This is a genomic window from Streptomyces sp. NBC_00667, from assembly GCF_036226825.1.
In the GTDB taxonomy this organism is placed as follows: domain Bacteria; phylum Actinomycetota; class Actinomycetes; order Streptomycetales; family Streptomycetaceae; genus Streptomyces.
Map to the genome: position 1 here is coordinate 4173497 of NZ_CP109022.1, position 14897 is coordinate 4188393.

At 73.1% G+C, this 14897-nt stretch carries 14 protein-coding genes and 1 riboswitch; of the genes, 10 read left to right on the forward strand and 4 right to left on the reverse strand.

The window, feature by feature from the left end; all coding sequences use genetic code 11:
• Positions 1-45: 45 nt before the first annotated feature.
• From OHA81_RS19475 to OHA81_RS19485, 3 genes are read left to right on the forward strand one after another with little or no spacing between them, the layout of a single operon-like run.
• Complete coding sequence (locus OHA81_RS19475) at positions 46-1776, forward strand: hypothetical protein (RefSeq protein ID WP_329197655.1); 1731 nt, start codon at positions 46-48, stop codon at positions 1774-1776.
• Positions 1766-2167, forward strand: coding sequence for a hypothetical protein (locus tag OHA81_RS19480; protein WP_329197657.1), 402 nt, complete (start codon positions 1766-1768; stop codon positions 2165-2167). The genes OHA81_RS19475 and OHA81_RS19480 overlap by 11 nt, the downstream gene beginning before the upstream one ends.
• A 3-nt stretch (positions 2168-2170) precedes the next feature.
• Positions 2171-3148, forward strand: coding sequence for a hypothetical protein (locus tag OHA81_RS19485; protein ID WP_329197660.1), 978 nt, complete (start codon positions 2171-2173; stop codon positions 3146-3148).
• Positions 3149-3177: 29 nt separating this feature from the next.
• Here OHA81_RS19485 and OHA81_RS19490 read toward each other — a convergent pair whose 3' ends face one another.
• A complete protein-coding gene (locus OHA81_RS19490) occupies positions 3178-3678 on the reverse strand; it encodes a carboxymuconolactone decarboxylase family protein (protein WP_329197662.1) in 501 nt (166 codons plus the stop codon).
• Between the two features lie 46 nt (positions 3679-3724).
• On the opposite strand from OHA81_RS19490, the gene pdxR reads away from it, so the two are divergent.
• Positions 3725-5137, forward strand: coding sequence for a MocR-like pyridoxine biosynthesis transcription factor PdxR (gene pdxR / locus OHA81_RS19495; RefSeq protein WP_329197663.1), 1413 nt, complete (start codon positions 3725-3727; stop codon positions 5135-5137).
• A gap of 92 nt (positions 5138-5229) precedes the next feature.
• Here pdxR and OHA81_RS19500 read toward each other — a convergent pair whose 3' ends face one another.
• Positions 5230-6030 (reverse strand): hypothetical protein, encoded by an 801-nt coding sequence (locus OHA81_RS19500; protein ID WP_329202387.1) that lies wholly within the window; start codon positions 6028-6030, stop codon positions 5230-5232.
• Positions 6031-6156: 126 nt separating this feature from the next.
• Between OHA81_RS19500 and OHA81_RS19505 the strand changes: the two genes are divergently transcribed.
• Both OHA81_RS19505 and OHA81_RS19510 read left to right on the forward strand, forming a co-directional pair.
• Positions 6157-6453, forward strand: a complete 297-nt coding sequence (locus OHA81_RS19505; RefSeq protein WP_329197664.1) for a hypothetical protein — start codon at positions 6157-6159, stop codon at positions 6451-6453.
• Between the two features lie 11 nt (positions 6454-6464).
• Positions 6465-7655 carry a glutathionylspermidine synthase family protein gene (locus tag OHA81_RS19510; RefSeq protein WP_329197666.1) on the forward strand — a complete coding sequence of 397 codons (1191 nt, stop codon included), beginning with the start codon at positions 6465-6467 and terminating at the stop codon, positions 7653-7655.
• Positions 7656-7674: 19 nt separating this feature from the next.
• Here OHA81_RS19510 and rocD read toward each other — a convergent pair whose 3' ends face one another.
• Positions 7675-8880: an ornithine--oxo-acid transaminase gene (gene rocD / locus OHA81_RS19515; RefSeq protein ID WP_329197668.1), complete on the reverse strand. Its 1206-nt coding sequence runs from the start codon at positions 8878-8880 to the stop codon at positions 7675-7677.
• A gap of 109 nt (positions 8881-8989) precedes the next feature.
• A riboswitch (ZMP/ZTP riboswitch) is annotated at positions 8990-9080 on the forward strand.
• A gap of 34 nt (positions 9081-9114) precedes the next feature.
• Between rocD and glyA the strand changes: the two genes are divergently transcribed.
• From glyA to OHA81_RS19535, 4 genes are all read left to right on the forward strand, one after another.
• Positions 9115-10383, forward strand: coding sequence for a serine hydroxymethyltransferase (gene glyA, locus OHA81_RS19520; RefSeq protein ID WP_329197670.1), 1269 nt, complete (start codon positions 9115-9117; stop codon positions 10381-10383).
• A 334-nt stretch (positions 10384-10717) separates the two neighbouring features.
• A complete protein-coding gene (gene trpS, locus OHA81_RS19525) occupies positions 10718-11731 on the forward strand; it encodes a tryptophan--tRNA ligase (RefSeq protein ID WP_329197671.1) in 1014 nt (337 codons plus the stop codon).
• Between the two features lie 98 nt (positions 11732-11829).
• Positions 11830-12423 carry a 2'-5' RNA ligase family protein gene (locus OHA81_RS19530; protein WP_329197673.1) on the forward strand — a complete coding sequence of 198 codons (594 nt, stop codon included), beginning with the start codon at positions 11830-11832 and terminating at the stop codon, positions 12421-12423.
• Positions 12424-12589: 166 nt separating this feature from the next.
• Positions 12590-13495, forward strand: coding sequence for a YihY/virulence factor BrkB family protein (locus OHA81_RS19535; RefSeq protein ID WP_329197675.1), 906 nt, complete (start codon positions 12590-12592; stop codon positions 13493-13495).
• Between the two features lie 86 nt (positions 13496-13581).
• On the opposite strand, the gene OHA81_RS19540 is transcribed toward OHA81_RS19535, so the two are convergent.
• A complete protein-coding gene (locus OHA81_RS19540) occupies positions 13582-14841 on the reverse strand; it encodes a D-alanyl-D-alanine carboxypeptidase family protein (RefSeq protein ID WP_329197676.1) in 1260 nt (419 codons plus the stop codon).
• Positions 14842-14897: the final 56 nt, after the last annotated feature.

Below are 14897 nucleotides of genomic sequence, written 5' to 3' on the forward strand. Positions count from 1 at the left end.
CGATTCGGCCTATCGCGTGATGTAGGGGGAACCTAAGGTCGGTCGGTGACCGAGACCCCGATTCCCCACCAGTCGACCGGTCCGGCCGGCTGGGGCGATCCCCGCGCCGGCCGCCCGCCGGTACACCCCTCGCTCAGCGAGGCCGGCCGGTTCCTCTGCGCGGGTACGTACCTCGACGCCGGATTCCGCGACCGGGTCATCGACGAGCTCTACGTCCACGAAGAGCGCATCGTCGCCCCCTCCTACGGCTTCGACGCCTCCCGGGTGCTCGCCCACGCGCTGCGCGCGCGCCGCGCCGAACTCGGCTGGGCGGCCGGGGTGCTCGGAGCCTGGTTCGTCGGCTCCCTCCTCACCGGTGGCGCGCTCATGCTGCTGCTCGTCCCGTTCCTCCTGCTGAGCTTCGCCGACTGGCTGCGCGGCCGGGGCACGCCGCTGCTGCGGGCGCTGGCCGTGATCCTGCGCGTCTACGTCTTCGTGGTGCTCGCCTTCACCCTGCTCTTCCTCGCCTTCGGCGGATTCGCCCTGATGAGCATGCTCGGCGACTCGGGCGGCCCCGGCGCCCTGTTCTTCACCCCGTCCTTCGGGAACACCGCGGCGGCCACCGCCGTCTTCTGGTGGGTGCCCGTCGTCTTCGCCGCCGTGGTCGTCGTCGTGGGCCTCCAGCGCGGCCACGTCTACCGGACCATCGCCACCGACCTCAACGAGCGCCGCTACGCCGACCACGCCGGCGACCCGGCCGAAGCGGCCCCGGGTGTGCGCTTCCATCGCGTGCGCGCCCGTATCCGGGCCGAGCAGCACGCGCCGGTGATCATGTACGACGTCAACGACCCGTTCTGCGGCGCCGGTGACGCCTACCGGCCCTGGCAGCTCTCCGTCGAACTGCGCCCGCGCGAGGACCTCGGCCCCGACCGCAAGCCGACGCCGGTCACCAACGCCCACCTCATCTCCAAGATCGCGCCGCTGCTGGAGCGGCTGCGGGTGCCCTCGCCGCACGGCTCCCTGGAGGCCGAGGCGGCCGTCGGTGACCGGCTGCGGGAACTCGTCGTCGACGAGTGCGTGTTCCTGCCCGCCAACGGGCTGCCGCACCGGGACGCGGCCCAGGCCATCCACGCCCAGTACGCGGAGCAGCGGGCCGCAGCCGTCGAGGAGGGCGGCGAGCGCCGCAGGCACTTCCTGCGCGTGCGGGTGGGCGGCTGGGACGAGAACCTCGTCGTCACCGTCTTCGTACGGGTCCACACCCAGGGCGGCATGATGATGCTGGAAGTGGCGCCGCACGTGCTGCTCCCCGTGGACGTCGCCTTCCACAACGCGGACGCCGACGCCCAGCGCTACCGCAACAACAACGGCTTCGGGAAGGCGGTCGCGGCCCTGCGGCAGACCCCGGGCTCCATCGCGGCCTCCGTCACCACCCTGGGCCGTGGCCTCGCGAGCTGGTGGCGGATCGTGACCGGCGGCCACGGCGGCGCCCGGCCCGAGGGGCCGCGCCTGTCGGTGCGCGAACTCGCCTCCGAGGACAACGGGTCGCTGTTCCACCTGATGGACCTGGACCGCTTCCTGAAAACGGTTCAGGACCGTGTGGTCGGCGGCGTTATCGTCGCCTTGCACGAAGCGGGCTGGCACACCGAGGAGTTCGCGAAGCGCGCCGTCAACGTCGCCGAGGGCGGGGTGTTCATCCAGTCGGTGAACGGCAGCGCGTTCAGCGTCGGCGGCAGCAACAACACCAACACCGGTCACCACAACAGCGGCAGGGGCAAGGGGAGCAGCGGTGGCAACTGACGGGAACAGTGCGGGCACGACGGGCGGGGGCCCGGCGGAGCCGTCCGTGACGCTCGGCGACATCACCGGCAGCGCGTTCAGCATCGGCGGCAGCAACAACACGAACACCGTCCGGCACGGGGGCGCCGGCGCCGAGGCGCCCACGCCGCAGGTGCTGCTCGACGCCGTACTGGAGCTGCGCGCCGCCCTCGTACGGCTGCCCCGGGGCGAGGACCGGTCGGCGCTGGACGCCGAACTGGACGGGGCCGCCGAGGAGCTGGAGACGGCGCGGGAGATCCGGCCCGGGCTCGCCGCCCGGCTGCGCGGGGCGCTGGAGCGCTGGGCCCCGCTGGTGGAGTCGGTCAGTGCGGCGACCGCGCTGGGCGAGCTGCTGATCACGCTGGGGGGCTGAGCCGTGGCCCCGCAGCCGCAGGGTGCACCCCGCTGGGACGCGCGCACGCAGCGCTGGGTGTGGGACGCCCCGGCCGGCGCCCCCGCCGGTACCCCGGCCCCGGGCCCCGCTTCCGCCCCCGCCGCGACGCCGCAGGCACCGCCGGCGTACGACCCGCTGGCGCCGACCGCACCGCAGGCCTACGACGGGAGCCGGCCGCCGGTGCACGAGGGGGGCCTGCCTTCGGTGCCGCCCCCGTACGACCCGCACCTGCTGCCGGGCCCGCCGCCACCGCCGCCCGTACCGCCGGGGCCCCCGCGCCCCGGGGGGCCGGGCGGGCGGTGGCTGACGCCGACCACGGCCGGCATCGCGGTGGCCGCCCTCGCGATCGGGGCGGCCGCCGTCTGGTTCGTCGAGCGCGGCTCCGGTCAGCCGTCACCGCACGCGGGGGCGTCGGCGTCGAGCGCCCCGGCGGACGGCGGCGCGTCCGGGTCGCGGTCGCCGCTCGGCTCGTCGTCCGGGAGCCCCTCCGGGAGCCCGTCCGCGAGCAGCGGCCCCAGTGCGGACGCGGCGCACGAGACGGTCCGGGATCCCAAGGGGTTCACCCTCGCCGTGCCCACCGGCTGGCTTCGGGAGGAGGCCGAGAGCGGCGTCTTCTACCGCTCACCCGACCGGACTTCCCTGCTCCAGGTCTTCCGCGTCAGCGAAGCGGATCTCAGCCCGCTCGGGGCCGTCCAAGGCGCCTCCACCGACCTGCGCGCCCGCACCTCGGGCTACGAGGAGATCCGCGTCGGACAGGTGCCGGGCTCCGCGGACGCCGCGGAACTGGTCTACGAGTACGACAGCGTGGAGTCCCACGGGCGGCGCCGGGGCGTGGAGCGCGTCTCGCGCACCCAGGACGGCGCCAAGTGGGCCGTCCTGACCGCCGGCCCGGCCGCCGACTGGACGGTCACCCTCCGCCACCACACGGCGGCGCTGGAAGCCTTCCGGCCGGGCGGCTGAGGCGAGCGCCGGTACCCGCCGGTTGGGGTTCAGTGCCCCATGGAGCCCGGCTTGTAGTGGCCCGGGACCAGCCGGCAGGTGACGCCGAACCGGTTCCAGGCGTTGATCGTCGTGATCACGGCGATCAGCTGGACCAGCTCGGTGTCCTCGAAGTGCCCGGCGGCGGCCGCGTAGACCTCGTCGGGAACGAAACCGTCCGTGAGGACGGTCACCGAGTCCGTCAGTGCGAGCGCCGCCAGCTCCTTCTCGGTGTAGAAGTGCCGGGACTCGCGCCAGGCGGAGAGCTGGACGAGGCGCTCGACGCGCTCGCCGGCCGCCAGGGCGTCCTTGGTGTGCATGTCCAGGCAGAAGGCGCAGTTGTTGAGCTGCGAGGCACGGGTCTTGACCAGCTCCACCAGGACCGGGTCGAGGTCCTTCTTGGACGCGATCTCCAGGGCGACCATCGCCTTGTAGACCTCGGGGGCGTGCTTGTACCAGTTCAGGCGGGCGGGCTCTTCGGGGGCGTATCCGGTGGCTTCGTTCGTCGTCATGCCCCCACCGTATGAGGCGGGCAGCCCGCCGATATGGTCCACATCCATGACGGAATCCTGGGCCACTTTCGGCGCCGACCTGCACCTCGACCTCGCCACCGGAAGGGGTCTGCGGGCCGGGCTGGCCGAGGCCCTGCGCGAGGCGGCGCGCAGCGGGCGGCTGGCGCCCGGGACCCGGCTGCCGTCCTCGCGCTCCCTCGCGGCGGACCTGGCCATCGCCCGCAACACGGTCGCGGAGGCGTACGCGGAACTCGTGGCCGAGGGCTGGCTGACGGCCCGCCAGGGCTCCGGCACCCGGGTCGCGGAGCGGGCCAGACCGCGCCGCACCGCTGCTGCGCCCGCCGCCCGGGTACGTCCCCCCGTGCACCGGGGGCCCGCGTACAGCCTGATCTCCGGCTCGCCGGACCTGGGCGGCTTCCCCCGCGCGGCCTGGGCGGCGGCGACCCGACGGGCGCTCGTGGGCGCCCCGAACGAGGCGCTCGGGTACGCGGTGGACGCACGGGGCCGGGTGGAGCTGCGCGAGGCGCTGGCCGGGTACCTGGCGCGGGCGCGCGGCGTCTACGCGGACCCCGGGCGCATCGTGCTGTGCGCGGGGTTCGCGCACGGGCTGATGCTGCTGTCGAAGGTGCTGCGGGGGCGGCGGGTACGGGACGTGGCGGTGGAGGGGTACGGCCTCGGCGTACACCGGGAACTGCTCACGGGGGCCGGGCTGCGGACGCACCCGCTGCGGCTGGACGCAGCCGGGGCGCGGACGGACGAACTGCCCGGCAAGGCGGTGGGCGCGGTACTGCTCACCCCGGCGCACCAATTCCCGACGGGGGTCGCGCTGACGCCGGAGCGGCGGACGGCGGCGGTCGACTGGGCGCGTACCACGGGCGGCCTGATCCTGGAGGACGACTACGACGGGGAGTTCCGCTACGACCGCCAGCCGGTCGGCGCGCTCCAGGGGCTGGACCCGGACCGCGTGGTCTACCTGGGGACGGCGAGCAAGTCCCTGGCGCCGGGGCTGCGGATGGGGTGGATGGTGGTGCCGCAAGCGCTGCTGGAGGAGGTGCTCGCGGCCAAGGGCCACACCGACTGGACCTCCGGCGCGGTGGAGCAGCTGACGCTGGCCGAGTTCATCCGGTCCGGGGCGTACGACCGGCACGTGCGGGGGATGCGCACGCGGTACCGCAGGCGCCGGGACGCGGTGGTCGAGGCGGTTTCCGCCAGGGCGTCGGTGACGGGGGTCGCCGGCATCGCGGCGGGGCTGCACGTGGTCCTGGACCTCGCGCGGGGCATGGAGCGGCCGGTGCTCCAGGCGGCGGCCGGGCAGGGCCTCGCCCTGGAGGGCCTGTCGGCCTTCCGCCACCCCCTTTCGGACCTGCCGCCGCGTGAGGCGGTGGTGGTCGGCTACGGCAACCCGCCGGACAGCGCGTGGTCGCCGACCCTGTCGGCCCTCCTGGCGGCCCTCCCGTAGGTGCCGGCGGGCGCCGGGTTCGGCTGACTCCTGCGGTCACCGGTCGGGCACCCGGCACCCCCCTCGGTCACCGGCCGGGTACCCGGCCCGCGTCACGGTTCGCCGAAGCGGGCCAGCGCCAGCGATCCCGCGACCGCCACCGCGAAGCCGAGGACGGCCAGCCACGTCAGGCCCTCCCGGGTGCGGTCCCCGAGCCAGGCCACGCCCACCACCGCCGGGCCGACCGTCTCGCCCAGGACCATCCCCGCCGTCGCCGCCGTCACCGAACCCCGCTGGAGCGCCGACGTGAGCAGCAGGAACGCCGCGCCCCCGCCCAACAGCAGGGCGTACAGCGCCGGGTTCGAGAGGTCCGGGCCGTCGATGAGGCGGACCGCCACCTCCACCACCCCGAAGCCGGTCCCCGCCGCCAGGCCCAGCGCGAGGGCCCGGGCGCGCCCGGGGAGACGGCCCGCAGCCGCCCCGGCGAGCAGCACCAGCGCCGCCACGACCAGCAGCGCCGGCCCCAGCCAGGGCAGCCCCGTCTGCGCGCCCTCCTCGCCGGAGGCCAGCCCCAGCATCACGAGCCCCCCGCACACCACCGCGACGGCCCCCCACTCCGCCCGGCTCAGCCGTACCCGCAGCAGCCGCGCCGCGACCACCGCCGTCACCGCCAGGCTCGCCGCGAGGGCGGCCCCCACGACGTAGATGGGAATGTGCCGCAGCGCCACGATCTGGAGGACGAACCCGATCGCGTCCAGGCCCAGCCCCGCCAGGTACCGCCACTGCCGCACCGCCCGCAGCAGCAGGGCCGCGTCCACCCCCGACCCCGTGCCCGGCTCCGCCGCCCGCGCGGCCACCGCCTGCAAGACCGACGCCGTCCCGAAACAGACCGCCGCCCCCAGCGCGCAAACCATCCCAATCAGCACGAACAGACTGTAGGTCACCGTCGTGACAAGGGTGTGACGACGGCCGGATTCCATCCCCCCGCCCCACCGCTCTAGGCTGTCGGGCAACGCAACCCAGGGGGAGCGAACCCGTACATGGACACCACCGACACCACGACCCGGCGCCGCATGCGCTCGGGCGCCGTCGCCCTCGGCGGCATGGGACTGCTCGCCGCCACCCTCGTGGCGTGCGGCAGCAGCGAGCCCGACAAGCGCTGCGCCGACCGCGCCACCCTGCAGAAGCTGAACGAGAAGGAGTGCAGCAGCGGCGGCCGCGGCGCGTACTACTACGGCGGCACCACCAGCAGCGGCAGGGTCAAGGGCGGCAGCTTCGACAAGTCCGCCGTCACCCGCGGCGGCATCGGCGGCCACGGCAGCTCCAGCGGCGGCTGAGGAAGGCCCCCGTGAAGCGGCACACCATCGAGCCCCGCCCCGACTGGCAGAAGACCGTCGAGGAGCAGGGCCTGATCTACCCCCTGACCCGCTACCCCGACGACTCCCTGCGCCCCTACTGGGACGAGAGCGCGTACTACTCCTTCTCGCTCCCCGAGGTCGAGGCGCTGGAGAACGTGGTCGAGGAGCTGCACGCCATGTGCCTCGCCGCGGCCGCCCACATCGTCGAGCAGAACCGTTTCGCGGACCTCGGCATCAACGATGCCGAACTCGCCGCCCGCATCGCCGAGTCCTGGCGGCGCCGCGCCGAACAGCCGTCCCTCTACGGCCGTTTCGACCTGCGCTACGACGACTGCGGCGCCCCGGCCAAGCTGCTGGAGTACAACGCGGACACCCCCACCTCCCTGGTCGAGGCGGCGAGCCCGCAGTGGTTCTGGATGGAGGAACGCTTCCCCGGCGCCGACCAGTGGAACTCGCTGCACGAGCGCCTCGTCGAAGCGTGGCGCCGGCAGGCGGAACTGCTGCCCCCCGGGCCCGTCCACTTCGCGCACTCCGAGACCGATGAGCTCGGCGAGGACCTGATGACGGTCGCCTACCTCCAGGAGACCGCCGAGCAGGCCGGTCTGGCCACGCACGCCCTGTCCGTGGAACAGATCGGCTGGGACAGCCTGTCCGGCCGGTTCGTCGACGACAGGCTGCGGTTCATCCGCAGCTGCTTCAAGCTCTACCCGTGGGAGTGGCTGGCCGAGGACGCGTTCGGCCCGCAGGTCCTCGCCACGTACGACCACGGCGGCGGCTCCGGCAGCACCTGCTGGATCGAGCCCCTGTGGAAGATGCTGCTCGCCAACAAGGCGCTGCTGGCGATCCTGTGGGAGCTCTTCCCCGAGCATCCCAACCTGCTGCCCGCCTATCTCGACGGGCCGCGCGAGCTCGCGGGAACCACCGGGTTCGCGGCCAAGCCGCTGCTGGGCCGCGAGGGCGCGGGCGTCACCCTGCACCCGGTGGGCGGGGAGCCGTTCGCGCCGGAGGAGGACGAGACGTACGTCTTCCAGGCCCTGGCCCCGCTGCCGGACTTCGACGGCAACCGGGTGGTGCTCGGCGCGTGGGTCGTCGAGGAGGAGGCGGCGGGACTGGGCATCCGGGAATCGGCGGGGCCGGTCACGGACGAGTACGCCCGCTTCCTGCCCCACGTCATCCTCTAGGCCCCTCGGACGGGTCCCGTCAGACGGCCAGCACCGTCCGCAGCCGGTCCAGGCCCCAGTCCAGGTCCTCCTTGCTGATCACCAGCGGAGGGGCGATCCGGATGGTCGATCCGTGGGTGTCCTTCACCAGCACCCCCAGCTCCATCAGCTTCTCGGAGATCTCCCGGCCCGTGCCGCGCGCCGGGTCGATGTCGACGCCCGCCCACAGGCCGCGGCCCCGTACGGCGGTCACGGCGCCACTGCCCACCAGCAGGTTCAGCTCCCGGTGCAGGTGGTCGCCGAGCTCGGTGGCGCGCTGCTGGTACTCGCCGGTCCGCAGCATCGCGATCACCTCCAGGGCGACGGCACAGGCCAGCGGGTTCCCGCCGAAGGTGGACCCGTGCTCGCCGGGCCGGAACACCCCCAGCACGTCCCGGTCGGCGACCACGGCGGAGACGGGGACCACGCCGCCGCCCAGCGCCTTGCCGAGGATGTACACGTCCGGCACGACCCCCTCGTGCGCGCACGCGAAGGTCTCGCCGGTACGGCCGAGGCCCGACTGGATCTCGTCCGCCATGAACAGGACGTTCCGCTCGCGCGTGAGTTCCCGTACGCCCTGGAGGTAGCCGGCCGGCGGGACGAGGACGCCCGCCTCGCCCTGGACCGGCTCCAGCAGCACGGCCACGGTGTTCGAGGTCAGGGCGTGGGAGAGCGCGGTGAGGTCCCCGTACGGCACGATCTCGAACCCGGGGGTGTACGGCCCGAAGTGGTCGCGGGCCTCGTGGTCCGTCGAGAAGGACACGATGGTGGTGGTCCGGCCGTGGAAGTTGTCGGCCGCCACGACGATCTTGGCATGTCCGTCCGGGACGCCCTTGACCTCGTACCCCCACTTGCGGGCGGTCTTGACCGCCGTCTCCACGGCCTCCGCACCCGTGTTCATCGGCAGCACCATCTCCTTGCCGCACAGGGCGGCGAGTTCGGTGCAGAAGTCCGCGAAGCGGTCGTGGTGGAAGGCGCGGGAGGTGAGGGTGACCCGCTCCAGCTGCGCGCGGGCGGCGTCGATCAGACGGCGGTTGCCGTGGCCGAAGTTGAGCGCCGAGTAGCCGGCGAGCATGTCGAGGTACCTGCGGCCCTCCACGTCGGTCATCCACGCGCCCTGCGCCGACGAGACGACGATCGGGAGCGGGTGGTAGTTGTGCGCGCTGTGCGCGTCGGCGGAGCGGATGGCATCAGCAGTCTTCGACACGGGGTCTCCGATCGTCCGTCAGGCAGTCGACGAGGGTGGCGTCACTTTCCATGTTCGCTCGTATACCGGACGGAGAAACCTTTCTCGTGGCGTGCCCGCTAAGGTGGGCCGTACGCACGGCGACTGGCGCACGGGGAAACGACTCCGGGGGAGTCGTGCGGGCAGGACCGCACACAGGGCCGCTCGCCTGGGCCTCGCGGGGACGAGACCAGACATCGACCCCGGAGGACCGCCATGACAGCGCGCCGCCATCCCGCCCTTTCCGCGACCGACCCCGAGCTGGCGTCGTTCGTCGCGGCCGAGGAAACCCTCCAGGCGCAGACGCTCCGCCTCATCCCGAGCGAGAACTACGTGTCGGCGGCGGTGCTGGAGGCCTCCGGCACCGTCCTGCAGAACAAGTACAGCGAGGGCTACCCGGGCCGCCGTTACTACGAGGGCCAGCAGAACATCGATCGCGTCGAGGCCCTCGCCGTCGAGCGGGCCAAGGGCCTGTTCGGCGTCGACCACGCGAACGTGCAGCCGTACTCCGGTTCCCCGGCGAACCTGGCCGTGTACCTGGCCTTCGCCCGGCCGGGCGACACGGTGATGGGCATGGCGCTGCCGATGGGCGGGCACCTCACGCACGGCTGGGGCGTCTCGGCGACGGGCTCCTGGTTCCGGGGCGTGCAGTACGGGGTCCGCGCCGACACCGGGCTCGTCGACTACGACGCGGTCCGCGACCTCGCCCTCGCCGAGCGGCCGAAGATCATGTTCTGCGGCGGTACCGCGCTCCCGCGCACGATCGACTTCGCGGCCTTCGCGTCGATCGCCAAGGAGGCGGGCGCCCTCCTGGTCGCGGACGTGGCGCACATCGCGGGCCTGATCGCGGGCGGGGCGCACCCGAGCCCGGCGGGTCACGTGGACGTCATCTCCACGACCACCCACAAGACCCTGCGGGGTCCGCGCGGCGCGATGCTGATGTGCCGGGAGGAGCACGCGAAGGCCATCGACAAGGCGGTCTTCCCGGGCCTCCAGGGCGGCCCGCACAACCAGACGACGGCGGGCATCGCGGTGGCCCTGCACGAGGCGGCGCAGCCGGCCTTCGTCACGTACGCGCACGCGGTCGTCGCCAACGCGAAGGCGCTGGCCGCGTCGTTGCTGGAGCGGGGGTTCGACCTGGTGTCCGGGGGTACGGACAACCACCTGATCCTGATGGACCTGACCTCGCGGGGGGTGCCGGGGAAGGTGGCGGCGAAGGCGCTGGACCGGGCGGGGATCGTGGTGAACTACAACACGGTGCCGTTCGACCCGCGCAAGCCGTTCGACCCGTCGGGGATCCGGATCGGGACGCCGTCGCTGACGTCGCGGGGGCTGTCGGTGGAGCACATGCCGGTGGTGGCGGACTGGATCGCGCGGGCGGTCGACGCGGCCGGTTCCGCGGACGAGCGGACGCTGACCGCGATCCGCGCGGAGGTCTCGGACCTCATGGCCGCCTTCCCGGCCCCGGGGCTCCCCCTCTCCTGACGCGGCGAACCAGCCCCGCCGCGCGGGGCAGGCGCGGGGTCCGGGGCGGAGCCCCCTGGGAACCCGGCTCCGCCGGGCACCGGGCTCCGCCCGGACCCGCGCCTCAAGCGCCGGCGGGGCCGGGTGGGGCCGGCGGGGCTGTGTGGTGCGGGCGCCCCGCGGTCCCGTCCCAGCCCGCACGACCAGCGGAAAGCGGTCGCTCGGCCGGGGCGGGATCCGGTCGGGGCGCTACCGGTCGGTACCGGGGCCGGCTCGGCGGGGCAGGGGTCGCGACCCGGAAGGTTCCGGCCAGCGGCGGGCCCGAGCCCGCCCCCGCACCTGAGAGAATGAACCCATGGCTTCTGATCGTCCTCGCGCGCTCTCCGGCATCCAGCCCACCTCCGGTTCGTTCCACCTCGGGAACTACCTCGGAGCCATCCGGCAGTACGTCGCCCTGCAGGAAACGCACGACGCCTTCTACATGGTCGTCGACCTGCACGCGATCACCATGCCGCAGGATCCGAAGGACCTCCGCGCGAACACCCGGCTCTCCGCCGCGCAGCTGCTCGCCGCCGGTCTGGACCCCGAGCGCTGCACGCTCTTCATCCAGAGCCACGTCCCCGAGCACGCGCAGCTCGGCTGGGTCATGAACTGCATCACCGGCTTCGGCGAGGCCAGCCGGATGACCCAGTTCAAGGACAAGTCCGCCAAGGGCGGCGTGAACAACGCCACCGTCGGCCTGTTCACGTACCCGATCCTCCAGGTCGCCGACATCCTGCTCTACCAGGCCAACGCCGTCCCCGTCGGCGAGGACCAGCGCCAGCACATCGAGCTCACCCGGGACCTGGCCGAGCGCTTCAACCAGCGTTTCGGACCGACCTTCACGCTGCCCGCCGCGCACATCGTCAAGGAGGTCGCGAAGATCTACGACCTCCAGGACCCGGCCAGCAAGATGTCGAAGTCCGCGTCGTCCCCCAAGGGCCTGATCAACCTCCTCGACGAGCCCAAGGTCACCGAGAAGAAGATCAAGAGCGCGGTCACCGACACCGAGGCCGAGATCCGCTTCGACACGGCGAACAAGCCCGGCGTCAGCAACCTGCTCACGATCTACTCCACCCTCACGGGCGAGTCGATCCCCGCCCTGGAAGCCTCCTACGAGGGCAAGGGGTACGGCGCGCTCAAGACGGACCTCGCCGGCGTGATGGTCGACTTCGTCACACCGTTCCGCCAGCGCACGCAGGAATACCTGGACGACCCGGAGACGCTGGACTCCGTCCTGGCCAAGGGTGCGGAGAAGGCCCGCGCGGTCGCCGCCGAGACCCTGGCCCAGGCGTACGACCGGCTCGGTTTCCTGCCCGCCAAGCACTGACCGACGAGAGCCCTGGCGGTCCGGGGGGTGGTGGCGCCACACTGAGGCGGCACCACCCCATCGGGGACAGACAGAAGCGACAGACGGAGGAGACACACGTGGGGACCGTAACGCTCGGCGTTTCGATCGCGGTCCCGGAGCCGTACGGCAGCCGCCTCCAGGAGCTGCGCGCGGGCTTCGGGGACGCCGCCGCGCACGGCATCCCCACGCACGTCACCCTCGTCCCGCCCACCGAGGTCGCCGCCGACCGGCTCCCGGCGATCCGGGCCCACCTCGCCGAGGTCGCGGCGGGCTTCCGCGCCTTCGCGATGCGGCTGGAGGGCACGGGAACCTTCCGCCCGCTCTCGCCGGTCGTCTTCGTCAAGGTGGTGGAGGGCGGCTCCGGCTGCACCCTCCTCCAGGGCCGGCTCCGCGACCCCGAGGGGCCGCTGGAGCGCGAGCTGGCGTTCCCGTACCACCCGCACGTCACCGTCGCCCACGGGATCTCCGAGGAAGCGATGGACGTGGCGTTCAGTACGCTCGCCGACTACTGCGCCGAGTGGCTGTGCGAAGGCTTCGCGCTCTACGAGCAGGGCTCGGACGGCGTCTGGCGGAAGCTGCGCGAGTACCCTTTCGGCCCCGGCCCGGCGGGCCTCCCGGCGCAGTCGGGTCCGGCGAACGAGGCGGCCGGGGCGGCCATACGGCGCTCCTGACGGAGGGGCCGCAGGGCCTGGAAGGTGCGGAACCTGAGCCTCCGTAGGACCAGGGCGTGAAACGGCCGTCCCATCGAGTGCGCTTGGCGAAAAGTCACAATCGACGACCGTAGTCCCCTAGCGGTGCAAATCCGGCTATTTCCGGCATCCCATTTACGGTGACCCCATGGACTGGCTGACGAAGATCCCGGTGATCGGGCCGCTGGCGGCCGCCCTGATGCGTACGCACGCCTGGCACTCGTACGAGCGGCTCGACCGCGTCCACTGGACCCGGCTCGCAGCGGCGATCACTTTCATCAGCTTCCTCGCACTGTTCCCGCTGATCACGGTGGCCGCCGCCATCGGCGCGGCACTCCTCAGCCAGGAGCAGCTGGACCGCCTCCAGCAGAACCTGGCCCACCAGGTCCCCGGCATCTCCGACCAGCTCGACCTCAACGGACTCGTCGCCAACGCGGGCACCGTCGGCCTCGTGGCGGGCGGCCTGCTGCTCTTCACCGGCATCGGCTGGGTCGGCTCGATGCGCGACTGCCTGCGCGCCGTCTGGCGGAAGGACGACGAGGACCAGGGCAATCCCGTCGTCCGCAAGGGCAAGGACGCGCTGGTACTGCTCGGCCTCGGCGGCGCCGGCCTGGCCTCGGCCACCGCCTCGATCATCGGTTCCAGCGCGGTCGGCAAGTTCGGCGACGTGCTCGGCGTCCCCCGGCACGGCGCGGGCGGCGTGGTCCTGCGTACGGGCGCCTTCCTCGTCAGCGTCCTGGCCGCCTTCCTGCTGCTGCTCTACCTCCTGACCCTGCTCCCCGGGGTCCACCCGCCGCGCGGGCGCCTGATCCAGGCGGCCCTCATCGGCGCGGCCGGTTTCGAGCTGCTGAAACTGCTGCTCAGCGGCTACATCCGGGAGGTCGCCGGGAAGAGCATGTACGGGGCCTTCGGCGTGCCGATCGCCCTGCTGCTCTGGATCAACTTCACGGCGAAGCTGCTGCTGTTCTGCGCCGCCTGGACGGCCACCCGGGACGACGACCGCGCCGAGCAGCCGGGCGACACGCACGAGGCGCCCGTGGCCGAGCGGGCCTGAGGGCCGAAGGCCCCCACCAGCCCCGTTCCCCCACCAGCCCCTCGTCCCCGACACCGGCTCCCCGTCCCTATACCGGCTCCCCGTCCCTACAACAGCTCCTCGTCCGCCGGCCGGCGCCCGCGCCGGCCGAGCGGCCACCGCCGGTTGAAGGCGAACGCGCCGCCCGCCAGCGCGGCCAGCGCCCCGCCCGCGATGCCCAGCGCGGTACCGAGCCCGCTGTCGCCCGGGTCACCGCCGGCCGCCGCCCGGCTCTGCTCGTGCGACAGGGCGGGCGCCCCCTTCGACTTGGTGTCCGCACTCTTCGGCGGCACCAGCTCACCGACCGGCTTGACCTTCCCGACCGCCGAGAAGCCCCAGTCGAAGAGTTCTGCGGTCTCCTCGTACACCGAGTTGATCCCACCGGCGCCCGGGTCCATCACCGTGACCAGCAGGCTCTTCTCGCCGCGCTTCGCCACGCCGGTGAAGGTGGAACCGGCCATGCTGGTGTTGCCGTTCTTCACCCCGGCGATGCCCTTGTAGGGGGAGATGCCGCCCGCGCCGGTCATCAGCCGGTTGGTGTTCTGGATCTCGAAGGAGTCGCGCGCCTTGCCCAGCTGCCGGCCACCGGGGAACTGCGCGCTCGCAGTGCCGCAGTACTCCCGGAAGTCCTTCTTCTGGAGCCCGGAGCGGGCGATGAGGGTCAGGTCGTAGGCGCTCGACACCTGGCCGGGGGCGTCGTACCCGTCGGGGGAGACCACGTGGGTGTCGAGGGCCTGGAGCTCCTCGGCGTGCGCCTGCATGTCCTTGACGGTCTTCTCGATGCCGCCGTTCATCGCCGACAGCACGTGCACCGCGTCGTTGCCCGAACGGAGGAAGACCCCGAGCCACAGGTCGTGGACGGTGTACTCGGCGTCCTCCTTGACCCCGACCAGACTGCTGCCCGCGCCGACGTCGGCCATCTCCTCCTCGGTCACCTTGTGCACCTGGTCCTTGGGCAGGGTCGGCAGCACCGTGTCCGCGAACAGCATCTTCATCGTGGAGGCCGGCGGGAGCCGCCAGTGCGCGTTGTGCGCGGCCAGCACCTCGCCGGTGTCGGCGTCCGCCACGATCCAGGACCGCCCCGTGAGGTTCGCCGGCAGGGCCGGGGCCCCGGGCAGCAGGTTCACCTGGGTGCCGGGCTGCCCCAGCGCGGCGCCGCCGACGCTGGACATCGACGAGGGCGGTGCGGCGGACCTGGGAAGCTTGCCCTTCCCGTCCGCCGGCGGCGCCGACGGAACCGCCGGGCGGGCGTGTGCGGGCGCCGAGAGCATCGCGGGGACCAGGAGTGCGGCGGAAAGGACCGTCAGGGCGGTCTTCTTGGCAGACACGCAGGTGAAAGTACATCCCGATGGGCTGACGGCAGCCGCGCGGAGGTCAACCCGCC